The organism is Sporosarcina sp. Y352, assembly GCF_056786535.1.
Genome location: NZ_JBXCJE010000002.1, coordinates 498,690 through 513,284, shown reverse-complemented (window position 1 = coordinate 513,284; position 14,595 = coordinate 498,690). Strand labels below are relative to the sequence as shown.

The window sequence follows — 14,595 nt, the reverse complement described above, 5'->3', positions numbered from 1 at the left end:
TACACAGAGTGAAAATCCGGTTGCTGAAGACGATTGCGGAAGTTATCTCTACGCTGAAAATGGAAAGACAATAAATCGTAATTTGAAGATTGGAATATTTTGAGGAACTAGCTGAAGTCGCAAAAGTACTGAATAGTGCCACGCACAGGCGCCTAAAATTAGTAGCATTGAAGCATTTAATGTAATGAATACAAAAAAGCCTTTGTTTTTCAGTCAGTTCATCCGACTCAACAATAGGCTCTTTTATCTCTTTATTCGGTTTCATCCTTTTCGAAATGGTTGCTTCCTTTTGTTTTTTGGCTGCATCTTTCTTAGATGGACCTCTTATCCAAGCTTCACATCATGCTTTTCAGCTAATGCAGCAAGTGTTATTTTTGTGGTTTCCCACTCTCTGTGAATCTCTTCCCAATTAGGCACATCACATCACCGTCCACCTCCATTATTTTTAGCCATAGAAAAAGCACCTCTGGATAAGGTGCTAAATTTTAATAATTCAATGTAGACTCAAACTCTTGAGCTTCCTCTTTATTTAAAGAGATTCCGATACTTACAACTTGGTCTTTTCTTATTTGATTTTTAACATAGTCTTTAGAAATAAAGTGATACCACATTTGACTGTGCTCATTAGTAATTTCATCAATTATTTGTTTTTTACTTACTGCATTTTTAAAAAACAAGTAGTTTTGTCCGTTTTCCAACGATAAATGCACTTCATAAGATTTTATCTTTCTCACCTCCCCTCAGACTAACATTCGTCATAGAAGGTGAAAATCCTTTAAGTTTATTTATTTTAGGCATAGAAAAAGCACCCCTAAGGATGCTTTCGTTCACTCTTTCCCGACATACTTTTCGAATTCTTCATCATCCAACTCTAGTATACCCTTTAATTCTAGCATTTTAATTTCATTAAATATCTCATCAGCTTCATATTTGAATTCTTCTTTTGTAGTGAGATCATTCTTAACCAACACTTCTATAATTGTCATATCAATAGCTTTTGATTTAAATTCCTTCATCAAGTTGAATTTCAATAGGCGATTTAGACGGGTTACGTTTAGCGACTTCTGAATCGACGAGAGTGTCGGGATTCTTTTCTTTCCATCTAGTCAAACCTTTTGTGAAATTGCTATCCAAACGAGGTTGTAACACTTTCTTTCCTGCATCCGTATCTAGGAACCCTTCCCCCCCTCAACTGTAGGCGTTGAAAGTTCTTCGAGGTACTTTTACATCGGCGTTATCTTTATTGGCTAAGAGCCATGCTGTGATTTCTTCTAAATTAATTGATAATTCCTCCTTGTGCCCTTATAGTTCGCGTCCATAAGAGCACAATAAATAAGCTTCTTTTAGGTCTGTGCTCAAAGACCGGTTGCATAACGGAGCAACGAACCGAGATAGCGGATCACTTCCTCACTAAAATATAATCGCGTTTAACAATATATCCGTGAAGCAAAATGACCCACCTCCTTTACCGTAATTTCAACCACAGTAACAATATCATTATACCCGAGGCGAACAGGACTGCACCAAAATAACCACTCCTCTGATTCTATTTCCCCTTAGCCCATTCCTCATAACTCACATACGGAATCACACGACTAGGTGGCGTATACTGATCAATCATATCCGCTAGTTTCTGCTGATACTTGTCAGATTCAAAAAATACATTCTTGGAATTTCACTTACAAAATTATAAGTTAATAGATTTAACTCAATTTCTAAATTTCCGATTTCGATTTCGATTTCGATTTCAATTTCAATTTCCAATGCACGATAATTTTTTCCCTTTTTTACTAACCCGAGTCTTTTATGTAATAAAAAACCAACCATTTTTTCATTTCAAGTTTAGTTATAGAAATGAGCGTATTCTCCTCTAAGTATTGTAAATTATTATATTATTCATTTTTTAGTTGTTTCAAGTGAAGATCTCTCGGGTAGTTATCTAATACATGTGAATGTTATTACTTTTCATATGTAGTATATTTTGGGAGGATGATAGATATGGAAAAAAGAATTGTTGGGAGCTTTAATTCAGATGAAGAAGTCTTGTTTGCAATTGAAGGATTGAAACGTCAGGGGCATCGAGAAACAGATATGATGGTGGTAGCAGAAAATAAAAGTGCCATTCCATTAGTCACTTCTCGCACCGGAGTCATGGTAGAGGCAGATCAACAAGTGAGTACTATAGCAGGTGTTATGATGAACAGCTATTTTTCCATGTTGTCAGCAGGAATGGGCCGCACACAGGCTAATTCCTTGTCCAGCAAGCTAATTGAAAGGGGCCTGCCAGAATATACAGCAAAACAGTGTGAAGAGGTAATAAATAAGGGGAAAATAATATTGCTGGTTGATACGAATACAACTTACGACAGTCCTGTCTATAAAACACAATATGAAACTGAAAACTCAACAGCTGTCCGACTCCATGAAGAACAGCTTGAAATTACAAAAGAGAATGTCCAAGTTGGAGAATTACAGCTCCGTAAAGAAGTAGTGGAAGAACAGAGAACCTTTCATGTTCCACTATATCGAGAAGAAGTATATGTAGAGCGACGTCCTGTCATAGATGGAAAGTTAGATGGCAGCCCTTTTAGAGAGGATGAAATTATTCGCATCCCCATTATGGAAGAAAGAATAGAGGTAACGAAAAGAGCTGTAATTGTTGAAGAGGTAATTATAGGCAAGAGAAAAATTCAAGAAACAAAACAGGTACAGGATACCATTAGAAAAGAAGAAGCTCGGATTGAGCGTTCAGTCCCTACGGCAATCGCAGCAGGGAAACTAGTTTACCAAGACACAGTAGGGCACGTAGAAGATATTACAGTAAGCCCTAATATTTTGATCGTGGAAGGCAATCCCGATATTGAAAGCATAATGGCGGCGGAGGACAAAAAGGAAGAAACCCGCGAAAAACGCACAAGCTCCCTCGCTGTACAAGGAGAGAAAAACAAACCAGTATCAGCTGTCAGTAAAAAGGACGAGGTAAGCGGGACACTAACAGATTCTCCTGTTAGTAAGGAAAGTAAAAGTTCCGAACCAATTTCAGCAGCTACTGTAAAAAAGGAAGAAGCAATCCACAACAACGAAAATTCCTCAATCGATGAGGAAAATAAAAATAATAAAAATCAAATAAAAAAGAAAAAATAATAATTCTCAGTAATAGGTTTGGAAAGGTTATGCGTTTCTTAGATATTATACAAAAAAAGGCTGATTTCAAAGATCACTTAAAGGTGACCTTTTGAAGTCAGCCTTTTTTAAAAAGAGGTACCTGTGTCAGACACTCAGACAAACAATTCACATTTTCAAGTCATTATACAAAAAGTAAAGAAAAAACGCATAGGTACCTAAAATGAATTTGAAAATTAAAAACGATGCCTCTATGAGATTTCATTTACTCATAAGAGACATCGATTTCATTATGTTTTAAAACCTGATAAATTGATCGCCTATATTCGATTGGTGAGTAGGATACGTAAACCTGTTAATCAAGTGGAATATCCACTTCTGCCTTGCCGTCTAAATACAGCGGATAGCTGTTTATATTGAAGCGAATTGGATTCATTTCATTATCAAAGTCAAATGTAGAGACTGCTTTGATATAAGGTTCTTCTCTGCTAACATGCATTTCGATTAGACTACTACTTAAATCATTGCCTTCTCTGTCAACTATTTCAGACAATAGTTGATAATCGCCGGTTGGATAAGTGACTTCCAATGTATTCCGTGATGATACTTGCACATCGCTATCCAGTTCACTCGGCATATACAGCACTTTCTGTTGCTCAAAATCTACCTCGATATAATCAGAACCTTTAGGAAGTGCTTCGATTCTCTCCATCACCAACGTTAGTTTTTTCGGCTGCCTGAAGTAATTGCTTTGCATGAATAGAATCACTTCACCGTCACGCAATAGACCGCCTCCCCCAGCGCTATTTCTTAGTTGGCCCCAATCTTCACCATGCTCATCAATTAACCGAACCGATGTAAATTTTAGTAATTGCATTGTATTTTGTTCGTCAGCTGCTAGTCGGATTTCTGCACGTAACGGCGAAATTTTCAACTGTTTGATGTTGATTTTTTGTCCATCTACAACAACAGATTGGTTCAATTCATATACTTTTGGTTGTTTAATGGGCTTGGTGAGTGTGAATGGCACGGCAAACTTTGTCTCTGCTGCACCACTCAAGTGTAAATTAAATTCAAATGACCTATTGTCATATGATAAATCATCGACAGACGTAATTTCAAGCTTGTCTTCCTGTACGGTCCTTTTACCAGAACTAGAGACAATGTAAGAATTTACGACACCAAATGGAATGCCTTTTTGGGATACCTCTAAAGAATTTATACTCACTTTGGAAAGATCAAAGGGGGATTCAATCTTATAGAAAATCGTCATACCCGAATGATCAGCTACGACATTCTGTAAAGTTAAGGTATAGTCGCCTTGCGTTACTACAATACCGAGTTCTTCATAGTAATTATTTTCAACAATGTCACTGATTCCTTTATCAAAAGCAATCATGCCAACGATAGGAGAAAACCCTGGAATTTTGGCCACTGCCTGTGCAAACACAGGCGAAACGCGAATCGACGTCACAAACAGTAGCAGTACAATAACAGCTACACTGGCCACTGCATACAGACGACGCTTCCTCTTCCTGGTCAGCCGATGCTGCTGCACAGCCTTTGCACGTGCTTGGTGTAAGGCTTCTTTTGGGATTTCAATCGCATGTAATTCATCCGTCAACTTCTGCCAGTCCTGCTCATTCAAGTTGGTCATTTATAGTTCCTCCTTTTCAATGAGTACGCGTAGTCTCTTTAACGTCGTGTGTAGCCTTGATTTCACAGTGCCTTCGGGAATTTGCTTCAGCTGTGCAATCTCCCCGTTCTTCATATCCTGGAAGTATTTTAAGTAAACCAATTCCTGTTGCTCAATCGGCAAACTGGCAATTATATCAGCGATTTCGAATGGTTGATGATCTATCGATGCAATTTCCAGATTATGATTGTAGACAAATTTCTCTTGCTTCTTTTTCATATCTAAACAAATATTGATGATAATTCGAACAAGCCATGTTGCTATGTGCGATGGTTCTTTGACGGTATGCACCTTTTTTAAAGCCCGATACGTCAGTTCTTGTATAGCGTCAACAGCATCCTGCTCATTTTTCAGATAAGCATAAGCCGTACGATATAGCGTATCTTCATGGCGTGCTAACAGCTTCACCAAAGCCCGTTCGTCACCCGCAATGGCCCTTTTCGCCAAATCCATCTCCATACACTCACCCCCTGTTACTGATTAGACTGTACAACATGACCAATCGTTCATTTTTTTTACGATAAAAAACGAGTTCAACTAAATGTAGTGAACTCGCTGCTTAACTCCCTCTATTAGTAAGAAAAAAATGAGTGAAACAACTCCTGACACCATTTATCTTATGGAAATAAGGAGGAGACTTAAACGAGGTACTTGTGTCGAACGAATAGACAAATAATTCGCACATCTAAGTAATTATACAAAAGATAAATAAAGCGCATAGGTATTGATTTACTTTGTATTATTATAGCATTGAGTTGTATTTACTAAATAGTTCCGCGCACAGGTACCTAAAAACTTGTGTTTTAATTTGTAGGGAAGTGAAAATCAACAAGCTACTATCAGCATATATTGCAATGAACAACGATTGTATTTGAATAGGAGGGATTAATTTTAACGGAAATAGTACATTGCTGGACTGGAAGAAAGGGGATATCAATGGAGATGGCATTTTAGATACCGTCTATTTATATGGTAATGTCGATGGACCACCAAGTATCTTTGCCGACAACATTACGCTTGTGATTCGTGATGGGTGGTCAAATAAATGTACAACCGTTCATCTCAAAAACAACGCGGGATATAATGCTAGGTTGTTTCTTGGCGACTTTAATAAAGATAATATACCTGACATTATGGTGAGTATTGATATGGGCGGGAGTGGTGGATATGGCATCTTTTATATCTATTCCTTCAGAAATAACATTTTAAATGAGCTGTTTAACTTTGATAAATACAATGGAGAATACACATTCCAAGTAAATTTCGACGATTTTTATAAGGTTCGTGTTGAAAGTCACTCGCCTAAAAGGTTGTTCATTATAGACATTAGCGCAAAAGGACCTGATTATTTATCACAGTATTACGACGCTAATGGACTACTTAAAAACCCAGTAGTAGGTGGGGTTCTTGCCCTAGGAGCTGTTAATCCAATCATTACAACTAACAAAAACTACAATTATGACTTAGTAGCTCTACAGCGTATAATTGGCCCAACAAATGCAGATACGTTAGGTTACGTTGAAAACCTCCTGTCATGGAATGATACACAATTTCAATCAAATCGCTTGTCTGTATCAGTACCATTTGAATGAAAAAAGCCCTTCGGAATTTAGGAATGATCCTAGTTTCCAAGGGCTTTTTCAATCAAAGAATGTTAAACATTAAATTGCTGGAAAGCTTTCCTTACCTCTTCAGGACAAGTAATCATGTCTCTCTAGTCATCTTTATCCTTTTTGTCTTTGTCTTTGTCTTTGTCTTTGTTTTTCTCCTTATTTCTCTTGTCCTCCTTATCCTTTTTGTTTTCTTTGTCTCTGTCTTTACCCTTATCCTTCTTGTCCTCTTTATCCTTCTTGTCCTCTTTATCCTTTTTGTTTTCTTTATCTCCGTCTTTCCCCTTATCTTTCTTATCCTCTTTATCCTTTTTATGTTCTTTATCTTTTCTCTGACCGTTATCTATCATTTTACTTTGTTTCTTTTTCTTCTTTTCAACCAATGGTAAATTAAAGTCCTTGTTGGGCAATTCACTCATGGATTTAGCTACTATTTGTTGGAAGATAGTTGTGACTGTGACACCACTAGTTGCTGTTAAGTAATGGTCTTGATCTGTTTTATCATACCCTAACCAAATTGCACCAACGATGTCTGGCGTATACCCAACAAACCAGTGATCCTTCGAACCAGCTACACCTGGGAAAGGTAGTTGTGTAGTACCGGTTTTTCCAGCTACGTCTAGTCCTGGTATCTGTGCATTTTTAGCTGTTCCGTTTTCGACAACATCTTTTAGCATATACGTCATCTTTTGAGCAACTTCCGGTTCCGTAACTAGTTCAGATTTTCCACTCCAACTTCCAACTATTTTTCCTTCTGCATCCTTTATTTCTGAAATAGCATGAGCTTGCATCATTATTCCATCGTTAGGAAATGCGGAAAAAGCCTGGGCCATTAACAAGGGTGACGTTCCTCGGTGTAAGCCCCCTAGTGCTAGTCCGAGATTATGATCCTCTTTTTCTAAAGGAATACCAAACCGTTCAACTGCACTAAAACCCTTTTCAACGCCCATTTCATTTAATAGCCAAACTGCGGGTATGTTATAAGAATTAATTAGTGCATCGTACATTGTGACTGTTCCGCGGTATTGTTTATCAATATTTTGTGGTTGATAACCGCCTATATTGATTGGTTCATCAACCAGCATATCCCCAAATTCATAACCCTGCTCCAATGCAGATGTGTAAACCGCGAGTGGTTTTAATGCTGATCCGGGCTGCCTTATTAAATTTGTCGCATTATTAAATCGTTTGTAAGTATATTCTCCTCTTCCTCCAACTAACGCGCTAATCCCACCTGTTTTAGGATTAATAAATATGGACCCACTTTGAATCAGTTGATCAGGCTTGCTATCTGGAAAATTGTTTTCATTCTGGAATACTTCTTCCGTAGCGTCCTGAATAACAGGATTTAGTTCCGTATAAATATGAAGTCCCCCAGACAGCACTTCATTCTCAGTTAACTGGTACTTATCTACTGCTTCCTGGATTAGATAGTCAACATAATATGGATAATTCCCTTTATAATCTACCGTCTCTTTATCCGTTAATACAATGGGTTGATCTAGGTTTTTTTCGAAATCCTTTTGACTGATGTATCCTTCGCTTTTCATTAATGACAGAACGATATTTCTTCGATCAACCGCTTTTTCCATGCTTTTATAAGGCGATAAGTTAGACGGGGCTTTGACTATCCCCGCTAGTGTAGCTGATTCGTTTAATGTTAGGTCACTAACATCTTTACCAAAATAAACTTGTGCTGCTCGCTGAATACCCCATGCGCCTTCACCAAAATAAATTCGATTTAGATAGCGTTCCATGATTTCATCTTTTGAGTACTTTCTCTCAATTTTCTTAGTAAATATAAGTTCTTTGAATTTACGTGTATAAGTGCGTTCCGCTGTTAGAAATACATTTTTCGAAAGTTGTTGCGTAATTGTACTACCACCAGAAACGACTTTACCTGAAACTAGATTTTGCATGAATGCTTTGGTAATACCAAAGTAATTAATACCGTTATGCTTATAAAAATGTTGGTCTTCTGTAGCGACAAAAGCTTCAATGAGTTCTTTTGGAATTTGATCCAGACTAACTCCTTCAATTTTAGAGTTAGAAACTTTACTTGCTACCTCGCCATTTATATCATAAATAAATGTAGGTCTTGGTTCAACAATATCCAATTTACTTACATCGCTTAACGATATTAAAATAGTAAATACCAATAGACCAAACAAGATAATGCCTATAGAGACTACTAATAGTCTACTAATGAGTTTTTTTGATTTAAACCATTCTTTAATGCTGCTTAATCGTGTCTTTTTTTTCCTACGTTCCATTCTACCCAAGCTAATACCACCCTCTATATTGTTGCAAAAAAATAATGAAGCCATAAATTACACAGACTTCTTGACAATGCATACCTAGTATCCAACACTAAACTAAAGCCAATACGATATCAATAGTGTCAATGTCGCATTCGGTGCTGCTTACAGATGCCCTTGTCCATGCGCATGCTTGAAAACAATAAATACGATCCAACCTTACAATTGGCTTTTAGATAATTTATTCCATGTTGACCCAAAAGAGACGGAACAATATTAATCTTCAGATTGCAATGAGTGTAGGGACAGAGAATTCTGTTACACTTGTTAATATATACAAAAAGAGAACTATATTTCTCTAAATAGTAATACAGCCGTATGAGTTTGAATAATTAATAGAAGTTATTGCTATTGATTTATTTGACAATCCACTTATTCCCAATCGGAATCGGATTCATTGTCGACCCAGCGAGTGCAAATCGAATGAATACAATTATTCAAAACCGAAAAACGGAGGGATTTCATGAATAAAATCATCGAAGTGAGTGGGCTGTCAAAATCATTTGGGAAATTGGAAGCTGTGAAGGATATCAACTTTCACGTTGAAGAAGGTGCTTTGTTTTCATTTTTAGGCGCAAATGGCGCAGGTAAATCAACGACCATATCCATTTTATTAACGCTATTGAAACAAGATATAGGCGAGGTGAAAGTAAAAGGATATACGTTAGGAAAACAAGACGATAAAATTCGTCAGGAAATTGGTGTCGTCTTCCAAGACAGTATATTGGATCCTTTGTTAACAGTCGAAGAAAATTTAAAAGTTCGAGCATCGTTTTATGGAATGTCGAAGGAAGAAAAGAATAAGGCAATTCAACGAGTAACGGCTATTACAGATTTACATTCATTTATTAAACGTCCTTACGGAAAACTATCGGGCGGTGAAAAAAGAAGAACTGATATTGCTCGGGCACTCATACATACGCCCTCGATTTTAATATTAGATGAACCGACAACCGGCCTCGATGCCGGGAGCCGAAAAAGTATTTGGAACACGATTTTACAACTTCAAAAAGAAACAAAAATGACTGTTTTTCTAACGACGCATTATATCGAGGAAGCGGCCAATTCTGATTACGTGGTTGTGATGAAAGCGGGTGAAATCATTGCAAAAGGAACACCTGAACAACTAAAAAACGACTATGCATCTGATCTCCTAGTCATCACAGCAGTCGATGAGAGAGCGATGAGGAGTCTATTATCCGAAGATGAAATTGAATATAAAGTAGATAAATCACTATTCTATGTACCGCTACAAGAAACAAAGTCGGCAATTCCAATACTAGTGAAACATGCAGATGATATCTCTTCTTTTGAAGTCCGAAAATCAAGTCTAGATGACGTGTTCATCGCGATAAACGGAAAGGACGTGAACAGCGATGATGGCATTCACTAAAAGAAATATTTTATTATACTTCCGTGACAAAACAACAATCTTCTTTTCATTTCTTTCAGTTATTATACTCATCGCTTTGTATGTTCTTTTTCTAGGAGATTTAACGTCAAAAGGACTTCCTGACTTCCCTTCAAAAAAATTATTACTCGCCTCCTGGTTCATTGCAGGAATTCTAGCGATTACTTCGATGACGACTACTTTAGGATCTTTTGGCATTCTAGTAGAGGATCGGACATATAAAAGGTTTATGGATTTTTATGCCTCCCCTATTTCTCGTGCTAAATTGGTTGGCGGCTATATTTTAAGTGCATTATTTATTGGGTTTATCATGTGTATATTTACATTAATCGTTGCAAACGTCTTTCTTTTCCTATCTGGCGAAGGACTGTTGGCTTTTGACAAGACAGTCTTATTGGTTGGTGTCATAGTATTAGCAGTTGTCTCAAGTGGCTCAATGGTTCTGTTTGTCGTCTCATTTTTCAAAACAACAAATGCTTTTGCCGCCGCAAGCACAGTCATTGGCACGCTGCTCGGTTTTTTGGCAGGCATCTATATTCCAATCGGTACGTTACCCGACTACCTTCAAACAATCGTAAAATTATTCCCAGTTTCCCATTCTGCCTCGCTGTTTAGACAACTTTTAATGGAAAATTCATTGGTCGAGGCTTTTGCAAATGCACCTCCTGGATTAAAGGAAGATTTCTTATCCAATATGGGCGTCGTTTATGATATGAATGGCCAAACAATAACGAAATTGATAAGCGTACTGTATTTAATCGGTACAACGATTGTCTTTTTCATACTTTCACTTATCGTTATGAATAGAAAAGAGAGAAGTTAATCCATCACATTCATTAAGAGCATTGAAATAACGATAGCCCCTGACTGAATCGTCAGGGGCTACCGAGTAATTTTTTTCAAGATTATAGACCAACTAGACAGTTTGGTTAGTAGGTAAATTCAACTTAGATGTACGGTGTCTGGGCTGGGTGATAATGAGTCATCTGTTTCATCAACTGGGTTACCATACTTTTCACTTACAAATCCACCTTGAGTATATACCCAATCCTGATGTACACTCGTTGATAAATATTTGTCATCATAGTTTGAATCAATCTCGGCTTGAGGATATTTTGGTATAATCCAGAATTTCATTAATACGTAATAGATAACAAATCCTAGCGGAAGCCCGACAAGATATGCAATTGACAAAAATTTAATTGCGATAGCACCCGCTACTACCCATGCAATTAGTCCAGCAGGATTATATCCTTTCATATAGCGAAATTGACCATCTTTTTTATATAAATCTGGTATATTGACTCTTCTACGCCGGATTAAGAAGTAATCACATATCATGATCCCCCCTATTGCCGATAGTGCTCCGCCATAGAAACCGAGAAATACGTATAAATGTTCCAATATCAACCATGGCATAGTAGCAGTGCCAACAACTCCCGCTAAAACGACCCCCATTTTATAACTTATTTTAGGTGCAAGCGCATTTACAAATGCAAGTGTAGCCGGAATTAAGTTTGCAGCATTATTTGTTGACCATTGAGCAATTATAACTAATCCTAATAATGCGATTAGAATTAAACCACTTTGGTTTTCTTGAATAATCGTAATTGGATTCCAATTACCAGTCGCAATAAAGGCAACTGCTCCAATAAACGCCATAAACGTTGAAAGGATAGGTAATGCAATAATCTGAGCAGCAAAAATGTTTTTATTCCGTTTAAAGAATTTTTTGTTTCCCGAATTAACTTTAATAAAACGTGAGATATTGGGAACATCGACTGCTAATGCTGCCCAAAGAGATAGATTGGCCATGAAGATTAAAAGTAAGGAAGTATTCCCCTCACCAACAAATGTCCAAATATTGTGACCACCCATTTGAGCAAGACCATCCAAATAAAAATACATCCAAACCGATATACCAATTAATATGGGTGCAGCCAAACTAGCAAACTTTTCTACAGCCTTAATACCTAACATCGTATTAATTACTTGTACTGCAGCAAATAAAATATACCAAATGATCCAATTATCATATCCTGTCAGATATTGAAAGATACCATTTAGAGCAAGGGCTCCTAGGTATGTTTGAATTCCAAACCATGCTGCTGCAACAATTCCGCGAGATACCCCTGGGAAATGGGTACCATATATTCCAAATGGTGCGCGAAGATAAACTGCAAACGAAAGGCCATGTTCTGTTCCAATATCCGCTGACAATAACATGACAATACCAATCGTAAAATAAGCAAGTAAAATAGTTAGCATACTAATGATAATTGAATGTGAATTAACTGCATCCCCGCCAAATTGGTAAGCAACAATCATAACAACGATACCGACCCAAATGAAAAAGTAGCCTAACATACCAACTGTACGCCTATTATTTGTTATAGGAAGGATGGACTCTTCTATTAAATGGTTACTTTCGTTATTTTTGCTCATTAATCGTTAGCCCTCCTGGTATTGGATACTTTTATAGAAGGTAAATGGCGGTTTTAGTTATTTTGCATTCTAGGTGCTTAGTTCAGATCAACTTTCTTTTGAAAATCCCCTTAATTTATAATGCTTCAAAGAATGGATGATTTTTTAGCAATCACCCTTCCTTTGAAGCACCTTTATCAACATGAAAATTTAGTGAGTATATAGCTCTACTTTACCTCTTTGTGCTCGCAGTTTTTTTCTAATTTCTTTTGAGCCTTCTACATCGAGTTTTCTATTTTTAATGACGACCCCGTAATCCCTTAGTGCCGTTTCCTGCGATACATAATCATCCAATACATCTTCATATACTTGTTCTGCTGGTCTGTCTAGCGGATCACCATAGCCGCCAGAGGATGGAACCGAAACCATGATTGACTCTCCCGCTTTAAGCGTATAGCCGTTTAATTTGGAACTAAGATGTTCTGGATTTGTATCGGGATTCTTAATGAGGCTTGCGCTAGTGCCCGGCAATCCTCCTTTGAATCCCCATGGACGGACAGTATGTTTATCCCCCTCCATTGTCATAAATCCATCAGTTAACATACGATTTTTACGGACAATTCCAAGACCTCCACGCCAGCGACCTGCACCGCCCGTATCTTCACGCAATTCATATCTATCACAGACCATTGGTACATGCATATCGAGATCCTCTATCGGGTTGTTACGAGTGTTCCATGAGCTGAAATCCATTGCATCCATTCCATCTTGGCCTGGACGACCGCCATAGGAACCTTCGTTAACTTCAATATATACCCAGTAGTCGCTATTCTTATCTAGGCCTGCATAGGAAGCAAATTGGATATTGGCTGAGCTTCCTGCACATGTTTGTTCCGGCAGTACTGGTGCTAACGCTTTGATGATCAAATCCGCAACTGTATTTACCTGATTCGCTCGACTAAATGTAGCAGCTGGTTTAATCGGATTAAATATACAACCTTCTCGAGCTGTTACTGTAATCGGACGGAAAGTTCCATGATTGGGTGGGATGAATTCTTCATGTACAGCAGTGTCTAAAAATATGGAACGCAATACACTGTAAACGCTTACACAAAGGGCACCTGAATACGACGCATTGAATGCCGTAGGTGTCTGATCCGCCGAGCCGGATACATCCACTTCTAATTCGTCCCCTTCGATATTAATTTGTACATGTACTCTTAGTCGTTTGTCCAAATTACGACCGTCGTCATCTAACCATGATTCTGCTTCATATGTCCCATCTGGAACCTTTGCAATCTGTTGCCTCATCACACGCTCTGAATAGTCCATAAGCTCTTCAGAGGCCTGTAACACAGTATCTTTTCCGTATTTGTCCATCAATTCAACGAAACGTTTAACACCAAGACGGCAACCAGCTACTTGAGCTTCTAAATCACCTAGTACCTCACGAGGTGTCCGCACATTTTGACGCACAATCTCGGCTACTGTCTCATTTCGCACTCCTTTTTCATAGTACTTAATGCCATTCATGATCAATCCTTCAGCATATATATCAGGAACATCAACCATTAATCCAGGTTGTGCTCCGCCGATATCCAGATGATGTGCTGAAGTTCCTGCATATCCAACTATCTCGCCTTCATAAAATATCGGTTGACAAAGTGCAATATCCGGTGAGTGTGAAGCACCAGCATATGGATCATTATTCCAAATGATATCCCCTGGATTTATATTATCGCCTAAGACACTTTGAAATCCTTTGATATACCCCGGTAAACATCCTAGTTGCATTGGTGTTGAATCAGCTTCAGCGATTGTATGGCCAAACTTATTAAATACACCCGCTCCTAGATCTTCTGATTCACGAATAAGCGAAGAGTATGCCATCCGTTCAATTACATGGGCCATTTCTTTCGCAATTGTATGAAGTGCACCGCCAATAATTTGCAGTGTCACAGGATCCATTTTTCCCCTGTTTTCATTTGTCAACGTCATGTCATTACTCTCCCC

Annotated in this window: 12 protein-coding genes; 4 read left to right on the top strand and 8 right to left on the bottom strand. The window is 37.9% G+C overall.

Annotation, left to right across the window (positions count from 1 at the left end; genetic code table 11):
• Window positions 1–485 precede the first annotated feature (485 nt).
• The 3 genes from AC1TO6_RS05410 to AC1TO6_RS05400 all read right to left on the bottom strand — a co-directional run bounded on the left by AC1TO6_RS05410 (window position 486) and on the right by AC1TO6_RS05400 (window position 1,149).
• Window positions 486–734: a hypothetical protein gene (locus tag AC1TO6_RS05410; RefSeq protein ID WP_482100576.1), complete on the bottom strand. Its 249-nt coding sequence runs from the start codon at window positions 732–734 to the stop codon at window positions 486–488.
• A gap of 93 nt (window positions 735–827) precedes the next feature.
• Window positions 828–1,016, bottom strand: coding sequence for a hypothetical protein (locus AC1TO6_RS05405; RefSeq protein ID WP_482100575.1), 189 nt, complete (start codon window positions 1,014–1,016; stop codon window positions 828–830).
• A complete protein-coding gene (locus tag AC1TO6_RS05400; protein WP_482100574.1) occupies window positions 1,003–1,149 on the bottom strand; it encodes a hypothetical protein in 147 nt (48 codons plus the stop codon). Before AC1TO6_RS05400 ends, AC1TO6_RS05405 begins: the two co-directional genes overlap by 14 nt.
• An 849-nt stretch (window positions 1,150–1,998) precedes the next feature.
• On the opposite strand from AC1TO6_RS05400, the gene AC1TO6_RS05395 reads away from it, so the two are divergent.
• The gene (locus tag AC1TO6_RS05395) at window positions 1,999–3,144 is read left to right on the top strand and encodes a YsnF/AvaK domain-containing protein (RefSeq protein ID WP_482100573.1); all 1,146 of its coding nucleotides are present in this window, start codon (window positions 1,999–2,001) and stop codon (window positions 3,142–3,144) included.
• Window positions 3,145–3,478: 334 nt separating this feature from the next.
• Here AC1TO6_RS05395 and AC1TO6_RS05390 read toward each other — a convergent pair whose 3' ends face one another.
• Window positions 3,479–4,780, bottom strand: a complete 1,302-nt coding sequence (locus tag AC1TO6_RS05390; protein ID WP_482100572.1) for a DUF4179 domain-containing protein — start codon at window positions 4,778–4,780, stop codon at window positions 3,479–3,481.
• Complete coding sequence (locus tag AC1TO6_RS05385) at window positions 4,781–5,278, bottom strand: RNA polymerase sigma factor (protein WP_482100571.1); 498 nt, start codon at window positions 5,276–5,278, stop codon at window positions 4,781–4,783.
• 449 nt (window positions 5,279–5,727) lie between these two features.
• On the opposite strand from AC1TO6_RS05385, the gene AC1TO6_RS05380 reads away from it, so the two are divergent.
• Window positions 5,728–6,411, top strand: a complete 684-nt coding sequence (locus tag AC1TO6_RS05380) for a VCBS repeat-containing protein (protein ID WP_482100570.1) — start codon at window positions 5,728–5,730, stop codon at window positions 6,409–6,411.
• 122 nt (window positions 6,412–6,533) lie between these two features.
• Here the strand turns inward: AC1TO6_RS05380 and AC1TO6_RS05375 are convergent, their stop codons facing one another.
• Entirely contained in the window at window positions 6,534–8,702 is a 2,169-nt protein-coding gene (locus AC1TO6_RS05375; protein ID WP_482100618.1) for a transglycosylase domain-containing protein, read from the bottom strand.
• 508 nt (window positions 8,703–9,210) lie between these two features.
• On the opposite strand from AC1TO6_RS05375, the gene AC1TO6_RS05370 reads away from it, so the two are divergent.
• Window positions 9,211–10,140, top strand: a complete 930-nt coding sequence (locus AC1TO6_RS05370; protein WP_482100569.1) for an ABC transporter ATP-binding protein — start codon at window positions 9,211–9,213, stop codon at window positions 10,138–10,140.
• Window positions 10,124–10,981, top strand: a complete 858-nt coding sequence (locus AC1TO6_RS05365; RefSeq protein WP_482100568.1) for an ABC transporter permease — start codon at window positions 10,124–10,126, stop codon at window positions 10,979–10,981. The genes AC1TO6_RS05370 and AC1TO6_RS05365 overlap by 17 nt, the downstream gene beginning before the upstream one ends.
• A 119-nt stretch (window positions 10,982–11,100) precedes the next feature.
• On the opposite strand, the gene AC1TO6_RS05360 is transcribed toward AC1TO6_RS05365, so the two are convergent.
• Both AC1TO6_RS05360 and AC1TO6_RS05355 read right to left on the bottom strand, forming a co-directional pair.
• Window positions 11,101–12,603: an NCS1 family transporter gene (locus AC1TO6_RS05360; protein WP_482100567.1), complete on the bottom strand. Its 1,503-nt coding sequence runs from the start codon at window positions 12,601–12,603 to the stop codon at window positions 11,101–11,103.
• A gap of 189 nt (window positions 12,604–12,792) precedes the next feature.
• On the bottom strand, window positions 12,793–14,580 hold the full coding sequence (locus AC1TO6_RS05355; protein ID WP_482100566.1) for a hydantoinase B/oxoprolinase family protein: 1,788 nt from the start codon (window positions 14,578–14,580) through the stop codon (window positions 12,793–12,795).
• Between the last annotated feature and the right edge of the window lie 15 nt (window positions 14,581–14,595).